Genomic DNA, 12,355 nt, shown 5'->3' with positions numbered 1-12,355 from the left:
AGCCGCAATTATGGACTTCGAACTCAAATCCCTTTCCGCCGCCCAGGCTGCCCAATCGGCACTCGATGCACTCATCGTGTTGGTGCCCGACGACCTCAAGTCGGTACACGGTGAAGACCCTTTGACCGACCTCGTCAGGGACGTCTCGCGCCGGGGGGATCTGGAAACCGGCGTGGGCAAGTCTCTGTTTGTCTATCGGGCCCAGGGAATCAAGGCCGCACGGCTGGTGCTTGTGCGCGCGGGCGATGGCGCTGCGGGCGCAGTGCGCAAGGCGGTGACTGCGGGACTTGCAGCGGTCAAGGCTCCTGGCGTCAAGAAGGCGGGCGTCCTTTTGTCCCTGCTGACAGACGACACAGCCGGTGTCCGGACCGTGATGACGGCGATGTCGGAGGCGAGCTATTCCTATGTGACCACCAAGCCCTCGGCGAAAGCCAGAGAAATCAAGGAAGTCCTGCTGGGCGTGCGCGACGCCGCGGCGGCCAAGGACAGCCTGCGGATGGGGCAGGCGCTGGTGACTGGCGTGGAGCTGGCCAAGGAATGGGCCAACCGGCCAGCCAACCACTCCACGCCCAGCCAGCTTGCCGACGTCGCCCGCAAGCTGGGACGAAAACCCCGCATCAAGACAGAAGTGCTCGGCCCCAAGGAAGTTGCTGCGCTGGGCATGGGCGCTTTCATGGCGGTGGCGCAAGGCTCTGCCCAGCCGCTGCGCTTCATCGTCATGCAGTACCACGGCGCAGCCAAGAGCAGTGCACCTGTCGTGCTGGTCGGCAAGGGCATCACGTTCGACACCGGTGGAATCTCGATCAAGCCGGCCCCTGAGATGGACGAGATGAAGTTCGACATGGGTGGTGCGGCCAGCGTGCTGGGCACCTTTGCGGCGCTGGCGGAACTTCAGCCAGCCGTGAACGTCGTCGGGCTGATCCCCGCCTGTGAAAACATGCCGGACGGCCTGGCCATCAAGCCGGGCGATGTCGTGACCAGCATGAGCGGTCAGACGATCGAGATCCTCAATACCGACGCCGAGGGTCGACTCATCCTGTGCGACGCGCTCACCTATGCGGCGCGGTTCAAGCCGCGCAGCGTGATCGACATCGCGACGCTGACGGGCGCCTGCATGATCGCTTTGGGCGGGGTGCGTTCGGGACTGTTCTCCAACCAGGACGAACTGGCCGGCGCGCTGCAAAGCGCTGGTGAACGTTCGCTCGACCTGTGCTGGCGCCTGCCGCTGGACGATGACTACGCGGAGGGCCTCAAGTCCAATTTCGCCGATGTCGCCAATGTGGCCGGCCGCGCAGGCGGTGCTGTCAGTGCCGCCAAGTTCCTCCAGAAGTTTGTCGGTGACTTGCCCTGGGCACACCTGGACATCGCGGGGACGGCCTGGAAGAGCGGCGCGGCCAAAGGTTCCACCGGTCGACCGGTGGGTCTGCTGGTGCAGTACCTTGCCGATCTGGCCGCCGTTCCCGACACCAAAACCAAGCCAGTCACGCGCCCCTCTGTCCGCGCGCGCCGCGGTTAAGGTGCGATTCCGACGCGGTCCATGACAGAGGTTTCCTTCCACCTGAACGTGCCGGACGCTGATGCATACGTATGCCGGCTGCTGCGCAAAGCCTACGCCAAGGGCGCGCGCGTCCGGGTGGTGGCGGACGAAGAGCAACTGGTGGCCCTGGACCGCGCCTTGTGGCTGATGGAGCAGCGCGACTTCGTGCCGCATGCACGCAGCTCAGCACCCGCCCATGTCCGCAAGCACACCCCGATCCTGCTTGGTGCCAGCGACCACGGGGCTGAAGTGGTTCTGGTGAACCTGTCGCCGCGGATGCCCGAGAACGCGGCCGCCTTTGATCGGATCATCGAGGTGGTCGGTGTGCAGGAGGCTGCAAGGGAACAGGCCCGCGTGCGCTGGAAGCAGTACCGCAATGCCGGCTTCACGCCCCAGGCGGTCGATCTCTCGTCCCGTGGCGAGGTCTGAACGGTACATGCACCGGTCTTATGGGCCATGCAATGCGGTGATGAGACTCGGTGCAAACCCTCGAACTCTTTGCGCCAAAGGGCCGCTCATCGCGAAACATCGTAAGAATTGGAGTATCTTTATGGGCGTGGAGAAAAAAAGTTCCCTCCGCATTCCAAAATTAACTCCTTTCCGAGGATGTCTATGCAACTGAACCTGAAACTGGCCGTTATCGCTGCGGCTGTCGCCCTGGCCGCTTGTGGCAAAAAAGAAGAGGCCGCACCTGCCGCAGCCCCTGCGCCTGCTCCGGCTCCCGCTGCAGCCGCCCCGGCTCCGGCACCTGCCGCCGATGGCGTCATCAAGATCGGTCACGTCGGCCCCACCAGCGGCGCCATCGCCCACCTCGGCAAGGACAACGAAAACGGCGCCCGCATGGCCATTGACGAGCTGAACGCCGCCAACATCACCATCGGTGGCAAGCCTGCCAAGTTCGAACTGCTGGCCGAAGACGACGCTGCAGATCCGAAACAAGGTACCGCCGCTGCCCAGAAGCTGGTCGACGCCAAGGTCAATGGCGTGATCGGTCACCTGAACTCCGGCACCACCATCCCGGCCTCGCAGATCTACAACGACGCTGGCATCCCGCAGATCTCCCCCTCGGCCACCAACCCCAAGTACACCCGTCAGGGCTACGCTGGCGCGTTCCGCGTCGTGGCTGACGACGTGCACCTGGGTGGCACCCTCGGCAAGTACGCCGTGGCCACGCTCAAGGGCAAGAGCATCGCCGTCATCGACGACCGCACTGCCTACGGCCAAGGCGTCGCCGACGAGTTCGAAAAGGGCGTGACCGCTGCTGGCGGCAAGCTGGTCGGTCGTGAATTCACGAACGACAAGGCTACCGACTTCAACGCCATCCTGACCACGCTGAAGGCCAAGAAGCCCGACATCGTGTTCTTCGGCGGCATGGACGCTGTTGCAGGTCCGATGCTCAAGCAGATGAAGCAACTAGGCATCAAGGCCAAGTTCATGGGCGGCGACGGCATTTGCTCGTCCGGCCTGGTGGATCTGGCTGGCGACGGCCTGTCCGACGAGCAGGTCTACTGCGCGGAAGCCGGTGGCGTCGAAGGCGAAGCCAAGGCTGGCATGGAAAAGTTCAAGGCTGACTTCAAGGCCAAGTACAACGCCGACGTCCAGGTTTACGCTCCCTACGTGTACGACTCCGTCAAGGTGATGGTCGAAGCAATGAAGGCTGCCGATTCCTCCGAGCCGGCCAAGTACTTGCCCAAGCTGAAGGAATCCAACTACAAGGGCGTGACCGGCACGATCGCCTTTGACGAAAAGGGCGACATCAAGAACGGTGCCCTGACGCTGTACACCTACAAGGGTGGCAAGCGTGCGGAACTGGCTGTGATCCGCTGATCACGGTTGATCCGACCAGAACAAAGGCCGCCTTCGGGCGGCCTTTTTCTTTGGTGCGGTGAGTTGGTGTCGCTCAGCTGGCGACGCCCAAAAAGAAAGCCACCGCAAGGGTGGCTTTCAGGGTTCGTGGCGGAGAGGGCGGGATTCGAACCCGCGGTGGGGATTAGCCCACACACGCTTTCCAGGCGTGCGACTTAAACCGCTCATCCACCTCTCCGCGAAGCCTGCGATTGTAGCAGGCCAGAGAGACTGTTTTTCTCAGCCCCTGGCTTTTGTCGTGCCGACCATCTGCATGGCCGAGCCGATCAGTGCGGAAACTTCGCTCATGTTGCCTGGAACGATCAGGGTGGTGGTGGCGTCGGCGGCAACCTTGCCGTAGGCATCCACAGCGCGCTCTGCCACCTTCAGCTGCACGGCCTGCTCACCTCCAGGCTGCTGGATGGCGGCCGCGATGCGCTCGATCGCCTGCGCAGTGGCATCTGCCACGGCCGTGATCGATGCCGCTTCACCCTGCGCCTTGTTGATGGCCGCTTGCTTTTCGCCTTCCGAGCGGGCAATGAAGGCTTCGCGTTCGCCGGTAGCAATGTTGATCTGCTCCTGGCGGCGACCTTCGGACGCTGCGATCAGGGCGCGCTTCTCGCGTTCGGCCGTGATCTGGGCCTGCATGGCGTGCAGGATCTCCTTGGGCGGTGTCAGGTCCTTGATCTCGTAGCGCAACACCTTGACACCCCAGTTGAGCGCCGCCTCGTCGATCGCCTGCACCACCTGCGCGTTGATGATGTCGCGCTCTTCGAAGGTCTTGTCGAGTTCCAGCTTGCCGATCACCGATCGCAGCGAGGTCTGCGCCAGCTGGGTCACGGCGACGATGTAGTTCGACGAGCCGTAGCTGGCCCGCATCGGATCGGTGACCTGGAAATACAGGATGCCGTCGACCTGCAGTTGTGTGTTGTCGCGTGTGATGCAGATCTGGCTGGGCACGTCGAGCGGGATCTCCTTCAAGCTGTGCTTGTAGGCAACCTTGTCGACGAAGGGCACCAGGAAATTCAGGCCGGGAGCCAGGGTCGAGTTGTACTTGCCCAGGCGTTCGACCACCCAGGCGTTCTGCTGCGGCACGACCTTGACCGCACGGACGATGAAGATCGCAGCGATGACAAAAAGAAGAATGGCAATTTCCATGAAGTGTCCCTGTGCAGTGAAAGTTGGAGTTCGAAGGCAGCAATGAAGGGTCAGGCCTGTTCGACCTGCAGCCGGCTTCCCACCAGCTCGTTGATTCGGTAGGTGCCCGGTGCCGCGGTCTGGCCAGGTGCCAGCACGACGGTCCACTGCGCACCCCGGTAGCGCACCTGCGCCGTTCCGTCGGGTTGCCAGTGGTCAACCTGCAGCGTTTCGCCGATGTCGAGATTGACGCTGCGCAGTGAGCGCACGGACGGATCGCCGTTGCGCCGTCGCTTGACCAGGTGACAGAGCACCACAGCGGAGGAGCCAACCAGAGCAGCCACCACCAGTTGCGTGGTCTCGGAAAGGCCCAGGTGCGCCGCCAAGGCTCCAGCGGCCAAGCCAATGGACAGCATCAACAGATAAAAGGTCCCGGTGAACAGCTCCAGCGCGACCATCGCCGCCGCCAGCAGCCACCACACAGTCGACTCGGCCATGAAAACCCCTCAGTGTTCAGAACCACGCCTGTCTGGCGTGCGCCACATTCTGCGCCAAAAGGATGAACCAAAATTACGGCGCCCACCGATTTCCGTACACTTGCCCGCTTCCCACTTCCACCCATGCTGCCCCGGACCGGTCCGGCAGGAGATCCCCGATGAAATTCCGCTTCCCCATCGTCATCATCGACGAGGACTTCCGCTCGGAGAACACTTCCGGCCTGGGCATTCGCGCGCTCGCGCAGGCGATCGAAACCGAGGGCTTCGAGGTTGTCGGTGTCACCAGTTACGGGGATCTCTCGCAGTTTGCGCAACAGCAGTCCCGCGCCAGCGCCTTCATCCTGTCCATCGACGACGAAGAGTTCACGCCCGGTCCGGACCTGGACCCGGCCGTGCTGAACCTGCGCAACTTCATCGACGAAGTGCGCCGCAAGAACGCCGAAGTGCCTATTTATGTGCACGGCGAGACCAAGACCAGCCGCCACCTGCCCAACGACATCCTGCGCGAGCTGCACGGCTTCATCCACATGTTCGAGGACACGCCCGAGTTCGTGGCGCGCCACATCATCCGCGAGGCCAAGAGCTACCTCGAAGGCATCCAGCCGCCGTTCTTCAAGGCGCTGCTGGACTATGCGGAAGACGGTTCGTACTCGTGGCACTGCCCTGGCCACTCGGGCGGCGTCGCGTTCCTCAAGAGCCCGGTGGGCCAGATGTACCACCAGTTCTATGGTGAGAACATGCTGCGCGCGGACGTGTGCAACGCCGTGGAAGAGCTGGGCCAGCTGCTGGACCACAACGGCGCGATCGGCGCCAGCGAACGCAACGCGGCGCGCATCTTCAACGCCGACCACTGCTACTTCGTGACCAACGGTACGTCCACGTCGAACAAGATGGTCTGGCACCACACGGTGGCGCCGGGCGATGTGGTCGTGGTGGACCGCAACTGCCACAAGTCCATCCTGCACTCGATCATCATGACGGGCGCGATTCCCGTCTTCCTCAAGCCCACGCGCAACCACTACGGGATCATCGGTCCGATCCCTCAGGCCGAGTTCGAGATCGAGGCCATCCAGGCCAAGATCCGAGCCAACCCGCTGCTGGCCGGCGTGGATGCCGAGAAGGTCAAGCCGCGCATCCTGACGCTGACGCAGTCGACCTACGACGGCGTGCTCTACAACACCGAGACCATCAAGAACCTGCTGGATGGCTACGTCGAGAACCTGCACTTCGATGAAGCCTGGTTGCCGCACGCCGCCTTCCACCCGTTCTACGGCACTTTCCACGCCATGGGCAAGAAGCGGGCGCGCCCGCAGAAGTCGGTGGTGTACGCCACGCAGTCCATCCACAAGCTGCTGGCCGGCATCAGCCAGGCCAGCCACGTGCTGGTGCAGGACTCTCAGAGCACCAAACTGGACCGCCACCTCTTCAACGAGGCCTACCTGATGCACACCAGCACCAGCCCGCAGTACAGCATCATCGCCAGCTGCGACGTGGCGGCCGCCATGATGGAGCCGCCCGGCGGCACCGCGCTGGTGGAAGAGAGCATTGCCGAGGCGCTGGACTTCCGCCGCGCCATGCGCCAGATCGATGCCGAGTTCGGCGACGACGACTGGTGGTTCCAGGTCTGGGGTCCGGACGAACTCGTGGACGAAGGCATCGGCCGCGCCAGCGACTGGGTGCTCAACCGCAAGAAGGACGAGCGCGACACCGAAGAGGACTGGCACGGTTTCGGCGACATGGCGCCAGGCTTCAACATGCTGGACCCGATCAAGGCGACCATCGTCACACCGGGCCTCAACCTGGACGGCCGTTTCGAGCCCACCGGCATCCCGGCCTCCATAGTGACCAAGTTCCTGGCCGAGCACGGTGTGGTGGTCGAGAAGACCGGCCTGTACTCGTTCTTCATCATGTTCACCATCGGCATCACCAAGGGCCGCTGGAACACGCTGCTGACCGCGCTGCAGCAGTTCAAGGACGACTACGCCAAGAACCAGCCGATGTGGCGAATCATGCCGGAGTTCTGCGCCAAGCAGGTGCGCTATGAACAGATGGGGTTGAGAGACCTCTGCCAGCACGTGCACCAGCTCTACGCCAAGTACGACATCGCGCGCCTGACCACCGACATGTACCTGAGCGACCACACACCGGCCATGAAGCCTAGTGATGCGTTCGCCCACATTGCCCATCGCACCACGCAGCGCGTGCCGATCGACGATCTGGAAGGCCGCATCACCACCAGTCTGGTGACACCGTACCCGCCGGGCATCCCGCTGCTGATCCCGGGCGAGGTGTTCAACAAGAAGATCGTGGACTACCTCAAGTTCAACCGCGAGTTCGCGCGCGAGTGCCCGGGTTTTGAGACCGATATCCACGGTCTGGTGCAGGAGACCGGTGCCGACGGCGTGGTGCGGTACTTTGCGGACTGCGTGAAGGCGGGGTAAGCTGGGGCTCCAAACCCAGAGGAGCACCGATGTTTCCCGAATACCGCGACCTGATCACCCGCCTCAAGGGCCACGACCACCATTTCACCCGCCTGTTCGACAAGCACAACGAGCTGGACCAGGAGATCAAGAACATGGAGGCGCACATCCAGCCGGCCACCACCGTCGAGATCGAGCGGCTGAAGAAGGAAAAACTGGCCCTCAAGGACCAGATCTACGCCCACCTTCGGCAGGTGGCCAACACCTGAACCTCCAGCAAACAGCCCGCTCAGCGCGGGCTGTTCTGTTTTGGCGGCTTGAAGTCCGGGCGTTCCCGCAGGTAGGTGGCGAAGCGTGGCAAGCCGCTGTCGTGCAGCCCCCGGTAGCGGTAGGTGACCCAGGCACCGACGGCGGGCGGATGCTCCCGCTGGGTATCCGTGAAACCACTGCCCAGGCGGAACCGCAGTCCTTCCGGGGTTTCCACTTCCAGCGCACCCAGGCGCCCGGCATGTTTGCCTTTGCCCGGCAGGTGAGCCAGCACCCTGGCTTCGGCGTCGTCAAACGGTTTGAGCTTCACGAGGTCTTCGCCGCGCACCGCGCGATACAGGGAATCACCGCGGTGCAGCATCAGGCCTTCGGCGCCAGCGCGGACGACTGCCTTGAGCTGGCGCTGCAGCGCTTCATGGCTGTCAATGCGCTGCTGAGGCACCGCGACCACCCAGGTGCGGTTCAACCGCGCCACCAGGGCCTGATAGGCCTGGAGCCGGGCATCGAACACCCCAGGGTGTGCTGGCAGGTCAAACACCATGAACCGCATCTGGCGCCAGGCCGCATCGTCGGGCTGCTGCTGCCGGACGGTACCGCTGGCGTGTTCAAAACCACCACGTCCGGCCCAGAGCTCTCCATCCATGGGCTCTGCGGGCCACCCCTCGATGAACCAGGCGGGTGGGTTCAGTCGCTCGCCACCGCGCGACCACAGCTGCTTGCCATCCCAGTAGCCGCGCACGCCATCGTATTTCTCGCTGACCCAGTACGCGCCCAAGTCCAGGCCAGGGTGGTACTTGCCGGCCAGCATCAGCGACGGCGCGGCCGTTTCCGCCAGTGAAACGAGCGGGCACAAAAAAGCACCGGCGAGCGCAGCCAGAAAGCCGCGGCGACCGGTGCCAGTCATGGTGTCGAAAACGCCCAGAGTCCGGTCAGGCGACCGATTCGCTGTCGCGGCTGATGCCGGCAGTCTGGCTGAAGCCGCAATCGACGTAGGTGATTTCAGACGTCACGCCCGAAGCCAGGTCCGACAGCAGGAAAGCAGCCACATTGCCGACGTCTTCGATGGTCACGTTGCGGCGCAGCGGCGAGGCTGCGGCCACATAACCCAGCAGCTTGCCGAAGTCCTTGATGCCACTGGCGGCCAGGGTCTTGATCGGGCCGGCGCTGATGCCGTTGACGCGCATGCCACGCGGGCCGAGCGATTCGGCCAGATAGCGCACGCTGGCTTCCAGGCTGGCCTTGGCCAGACCCATGGTGTTGTAGTTCGGAATGGTCCGCAGCGCGCCCAGGTAGCTCAGCGTCAGCAACGCGGCGTTGGGATTCAGGTAGGGCAGGGACGCCTTGGCCATGGCGGGGAAGCTGTAGGCGCTGATGTCGTGGGCGATGCGGAAGTTCTCGCGCGTCAGCCCGTCGAGGAAATCACCACCAATCGCTTCGCGGGGCGCGAAACCGATGCTGTGCACGAAGCCGTCAAAGGTCGGCCAGGTCTGCGACAGGTCGGCAAACAGCTTTTCGATCTGCGCGTCGTCGCCGACGTCGCAATCAAAGATCAGGCTCGAATTGAAATCGGCGGCGAATTCGGTGATACGTTCCTTGAACCGCTCACCCACGTAGCTGAAAGCCAGCTCGGCGCCTTGTGCATGACAGGCCTTGGCAATGCCGTAGGCGATGGACCGGTTGGACAGCACGCCCGTGATCAGCAGTTTCTTGCCGGCGAGAAAACCCATTGTTCGGACTCCAGAAAAAATTCCAGCAGAATTGTCGCATGCATGTCCCCCGTGTCCGGCTTCCCCGTCTGTTGCGTCCGCTGATCCTGCTGGCTCTGGGTGTTCTGGCCGTACCGGCCTGGGCCGCGCACGGCTACGCACTGTGGGGCGAACTGCGTTATCCGGCGGATTTCCAGCACTTTGCCTACGTCAACCCGCAGGCGCCCAAGGGTGGTGAGCTGCGGCTGGTGAGCAACCTGCGGGTCTCGACCTTCGACAAATACAACCCGTTCACCCAGCGCGGCTCAGCGCCGGCCTATCTGTCCAACCTGATGTTCGACAGCCTGCTGGCCAGCGCACTGGACGAGACCGGTGCAGCCTACGGGCTGCTCGCGCAGGATGTCAGTCTGGCATCCGACCGCCTCTCGGTCACCTTCAGGCTGCGGCCCGAGGCCCGTTTCCACAATGGCCAGCCGGTGCTGGCAGCCGATGTGAAGCACAGCTACGACACGCTCGTCGGCCCCCACACCTCGCCCGCGTTCAAGACGATTCTGGAAGACGTCGCCGGCGCGGACGTGATCGACGACCGCACGGTGCGTTTCCGGTTCAAGAAGTTCAACCGCGAACTGCCGCTGACGGTGGGTGGCCTGCCGGTGTTCAGCCGGGCCTGGGGCGACGAGAAGGACCCGAAGACCGGGCAGCGCAAGGGCTTCGACCAGGTGGTGATGGACATTCCCATCGGCAGCGGGCCGTACAAGATCGGGCCGGTGCGGTTCGGCAAGGACATCACCTATGTGCGCGACCCGAAGTACTGGGCGCGCGACCTGCCGGTACGCCGCGGCACGGCCAACTTCGACCGCATCACGGTCAAGATCTACAAGGACGGCACCGCGCGCCTGGAGGCACTCAAGGCGGGCGAGTTCGACCTGATGCGCTTCTTCTCCGCCGGCGACTGGGCACGGCGCGTCAACGGCAAGCGCTTCGACACCGGTGAACTGGTCAAGGCCGAGTTCACCCACAAGCTGCCTACAGGGTTCCAGAGCTATGTGCTCAACACCCGCCGCCCGCCGCTGGACGACATCCGGGTGCGGGAAGCGCTGGGCCTGGCGCTGGACTATGAATGGATGAACCGCCAGATGTTCTACGGCGGCTACCAGAGGGTGCAAGGCCTGTTCGGCAACACCGACTGTGCGGCCGACGGTTCGCCGGGACCGGCCGAGCTGGCGCTGCTGGAGCCGTGGCGCAAACAGTTGCCACCGGCGGTGTTCGGCCCGGTCTACCGCGCGCCGCGCACCGACGGCAGCGACTCCCTGCGGGGCAACCTGCGCAAGGCGCAGGCCTTGCTGCGCGAGGCCGGATGGACGGTGCGGGATGGCGCATTGCGCAACGCCAAAGGGCAGGCCATGGTGCTCGAATATCTCGACAGCCAGGAGACCGGTGCACGTACGGTCACGCCGTGGTCGCGCAACCTGGAAAAGCTGGGCGTGGAACTGAAGTTCCGGCCGGTCGACTTCGCGCTTTACCAGCAGCGCCTGCAGACCTTCAACTTCGAGATCACGTCGCTGGCCTTCGGTGGCACCCACAACCCGGGACCGGAATACGCCGACCTTTTCGGGAGCAAGGCGGCGGACACCGAAGACTCGGGCAACATGGCCGGCGTGAAGAGCCCGGCGGTCGATGCGCTGATCGGGCGCATGATCGGTGCGGACACCCGGCCCGAATTCCTGGCCGCCTGCCATGCACTGGAACGCGTGATCACGCACAGCCACTATCTGGTGCCGCAGTGGTCTGCCAGCACCCACCGCATGGTCTACAACGCCTGGCGGCTGGGCCGCCCGGAAGCCATGCCCCCATACGCCGCCGGCGAAGACTGGGCGATCGATACCTGGTGGAGCAAGCCCTGATGGGGTGGTACAGACATGTGGTCCTATATCTTCAAACGCTTGCTGCTGATGATCCCGACGCTGTTCGGCGTGCTGCTGCTGACCTTCGTCGTGATCCAGTTCGTGCCGGGCGGTCCGGTCGAGCAGTACCTGGCCGAGGCCAAGGCGGGCAAGGGCGTGGGCGCCGAGGGTGGCTCCGTCTACCGCGGGGCGCAGGGGGTGGACCCCAAACGGCTGGAGCAGATCAAGGCGCTCTACGGCTTCGACAAGCCCGCGCACGAGCGCTTCTTCCAGATGCTGGGGCAGTTCGCGCGCTTCGACCTGGGCACCAGCTTCTTCCAGAACAAGGCGGTGTCGCAGCTCATCATCGAGAAGCTGCCGGTGTCGGTCAGCCTGGGGCTATGGACCTTCTTCATCAGCTACCTGGTCGCCGTGCCGCTGGGCGTGTTCAAGGCGGTGAGGGCGGGTTCGCGCTTCGATCTGGTGACCACGATGCTGGTGCTGGTGGGCTATGCGATCCCAGGTTTCGTGCTGGGTGTGGCGCTGCTGGTGATCTTCGGCGGGCAGTTGCAGTGGTTCCCGCTGCGCGGGCTGACCTCATCGAACTGGGAGGAGCTTTCCTGGGGCGCGCGCATCGTCGACTACCTGTGGCACATCACGCTGCCGGTGACGGCCATGGTGCTGGGCAGCTTTGCGGTGACGGCGATGCTGACCAAGAACGCTTTTCTTGAAGAGATCCGCAAGCAGTACGTGATGACCGCGTTTGCAAAGGGTCTGAGCGAGAGGCAGGTGCTGTGGAAGCATGTGTTCCGCAATGCGCTGATCCCGATCGTGACCGGATTTCCGGCCGCCTTCATCGGTGCCTTCTTCACCGGTGCGCTGCTGATCGAGACCCAGTTCTCGCTCGACGGGCTGGGCCTGCTGGGTTACGAGAGTGTGATCCGGCGCGACTACCCGGTGGTGCTGGGCACGCTGTTCCTGTTCACCCTGATTGGTCTGGTCACCAAGCTGGTGTCCGATCTCTGCTACGTGTGGGTCGATCCGCGCGTGAAATTCGACTGAC

11 protein-coding genes and 1 tRNA gene are annotated in these 12,355 nt (G+C 63.8%); 7 read left to right on the top strand and 5 right to left on the bottom strand.

Going from position 1 to position 12,355, the window contains the following annotated elements:
* Positions 1–10: 10 nt before the first annotated feature.
* From ACLIJ1_RS05760 to ACLIJ1_RS05750, 3 genes are all read left to right on the top strand, one after another.
* Complete coding sequence (locus tag ACLIJ1_RS05760; protein ID WP_411364511.1) at positions 11–1,516, top strand: leucyl aminopeptidase; 1,506 nt, start codon at positions 11–13, stop codon at positions 1,514–1,516.
* Between the two features lie 21 nt (positions 1,517–1,537).
* Complete coding sequence (locus tag ACLIJ1_RS05755) at positions 1,538–1,966, top strand: DNA polymerase III subunit chi (RefSeq protein ID WP_411364510.1); 429 nt, start codon at positions 1,538–1,540, stop codon at positions 1,964–1,966.
* 183 nt (positions 1,967–2,149) lie between these two features.
* Positions 2,150–3,364 (top strand): branched-chain amino acid ABC transporter substrate-binding protein, encoded by a 1,215-nt coding sequence (locus tag ACLIJ1_RS05750; RefSeq protein ID WP_411364509.1) that lies wholly within the window; start codon positions 2,150–2,152, stop codon positions 3,362–3,364.
* Positions 3,365–3,491: 127 nt separating this feature from the next.
* Here ACLIJ1_RS05750 and ACLIJ1_RS05745 read toward each other — a convergent pair.
* From ACLIJ1_RS05745 to ACLIJ1_RS05735, 3 genes are all read right to left on the bottom strand, one after another.
* Positions 3,492–3,581, bottom strand: a tRNA-Ser gene (locus ACLIJ1_RS05745).
* Positions 3,582–3,622: 41 nt separating this feature from the next.
* The gene (locus ACLIJ1_RS05740; RefSeq protein ID WP_411364508.1) at positions 3,623–4,540 is read right to left on the bottom strand and encodes an SPFH domain-containing protein; all 918 of its coding nucleotides are present in this window, start codon (positions 4,538–4,540) and stop codon (positions 3,623–3,625) included.
* 50 nt (positions 4,541–4,590) lie between these two features.
* On the bottom strand, positions 4,591–5,016 hold the full coding sequence (locus ACLIJ1_RS05735) for an NfeD family protein (protein WP_411364507.1): 426 nt from the start codon (positions 5,014–5,016) through the stop codon (positions 4,591–4,593).
* Positions 5,017–5,174: 158 nt separating this feature from the next.
* Between ACLIJ1_RS05735 and ACLIJ1_RS05730 the strand changes: the two genes are divergently transcribed.
* Both ACLIJ1_RS05730 and ACLIJ1_RS05725 read left to right on the top strand, forming a co-directional pair.
* Positions 5,175–7,457, top strand: coding sequence for an Orn/Lys/Arg decarboxylase N-terminal domain-containing protein (locus ACLIJ1_RS05730; RefSeq protein WP_411364506.1), 2,283 nt, complete (start codon positions 5,175–5,177; stop codon positions 7,455–7,457).
* A 29-nt stretch (positions 7,458–7,486) separates the two neighbouring features.
* On the top strand, positions 7,487–7,705 hold the full coding sequence (locus tag ACLIJ1_RS05725; RefSeq protein WP_411364505.1) for a YdcH family protein: 219 nt from the start codon (positions 7,487–7,489) through the stop codon (positions 7,703–7,705).
* 20 nt (positions 7,706–7,725) lie between these two features.
* Here the strand turns inward: ACLIJ1_RS05725 and ACLIJ1_RS05720 are convergent, their stop codons facing one another.
* The gene (locus tag ACLIJ1_RS05720; protein ID WP_411364504.1) at positions 7,726–8,607 is read right to left on the bottom strand and encodes a DNA ligase; all 882 of its coding nucleotides are present in this window, start codon (positions 8,605–8,607) and stop codon (positions 7,726–7,728) included.
* Positions 8,608–8,632: 25 nt separating this feature from the next.
* Positions 8,633–9,430, bottom strand: coding sequence for an enoyl-ACP reductase FabI (gene fabI / locus ACLIJ1_RS05715; RefSeq protein ID WP_411364503.1), 798 nt, complete (start codon positions 9,428–9,430; stop codon positions 8,633–8,635).
* Between the two features lie 38 nt (positions 9,431–9,468).
* Between fabI and ACLIJ1_RS05710 the strand changes: the two genes are divergently transcribed.
* Together ACLIJ1_RS05710 and ACLIJ1_RS05705 are read left to right on the top strand one after the other, a co-directional pair.
* Complete coding sequence (locus ACLIJ1_RS05710; protein ID WP_411364502.1) at positions 9,469–11,313, top strand: extracellular solute-binding protein; 1,845 nt, start codon at positions 9,469–9,471, stop codon at positions 11,311–11,313.
* A gap of 15 nt (positions 11,314–11,328) precedes the next feature.
* Positions 11,329–12,354, top strand: a complete 1,026-nt coding sequence (locus ACLIJ1_RS05705) for a microcin C ABC transporter permease YejB (RefSeq protein WP_411364501.1) — start codon at positions 11,329–11,331, stop codon at positions 12,352–12,354.
* Position 12,355: the final 1 nt, after the last annotated feature.

This window comes from Hydrogenophaga sp. RWCD_12 (assembly GCF_046604225.1).
Classification (GTDB): Bacteria; Pseudomonadota; Gammaproteobacteria; order Burkholderiales; family Burkholderiaceae_C; genus Hydrogenophaga.
Note: the sequence above shows the minus strand (reverse complement) of the source record. Positions and strands in the feature narration are given on the sequence as shown.

Coding starts and splice junctions, on each gene's coding strand:
- ACLIJ1_RS05760 (WP_411364511.1), top strand. CDS start 11: ATGGACTTCGAACTCAAATCCCTTTCCGCCGCCCAGGCTGCCCAATCG.
- ACLIJ1_RS05755 (WP_411364510.1), top strand. CDS start 1,538: ATGACAGAGGTTTCCTTCCACCTGAACGTGCCGGACGCTGATGCATAC.
- ACLIJ1_RS05750 (WP_411364509.1), top strand. CDS start 2,150: ATGCAACTGAACCTGAAACTGGCCGTTATCGCTGCGGCTGTCGCCCTG.
- ACLIJ1_RS05740 (WP_411364508.1), bottom strand. CDS start 4,540: ATGGAAATTGCCATTCTTCTTTTTGTCATCGCTGCGATCTTCATCGTC.
- ACLIJ1_RS05735 (WP_411364507.1), bottom strand. CDS start 5,016: ATGGCCGAGTCGACTGTGTGGTGGCTGCTGGCGGCGGCGATGGTCGCG.
- ACLIJ1_RS05730 (WP_411364506.1), top strand. CDS start 5,175: ATGAAATTCCGCTTCCCCATCGTCATCATCGACGAGGACTTCCGCTCG.
- ACLIJ1_RS05725 (WP_411364505.1), top strand. CDS start 7,487: ATGTTTCCCGAATACCGCGACCTGATCACCCGCCTCAAGGGCCACGAC.
- ACLIJ1_RS05720 (WP_411364504.1), bottom strand. CDS start 8,607: ATGACTGGCACCGGTCGCCGCGGCTTTCTGGCTGCGCTCGCCGGTGCT.
- fabI (WP_411364503.1), bottom strand. CDS start 9,430: ATGGGTTTTCTCGCCGGCAAGAAACTGCTGATCACGGGCGTGCTGTCC.
- ACLIJ1_RS05710 (WP_411364502.1), top strand. CDS start 9,469: ATGCATGTCCCCCGTGTCCGGCTTCCCCGTCTGTTGCGTCCGCTGATC.
- ACLIJ1_RS05705 (WP_411364501.1), top strand. CDS start 11,329: ATGTGGTCCTATATCTTCAAACGCTTGCTGCTGATGATCCCGACGCTG.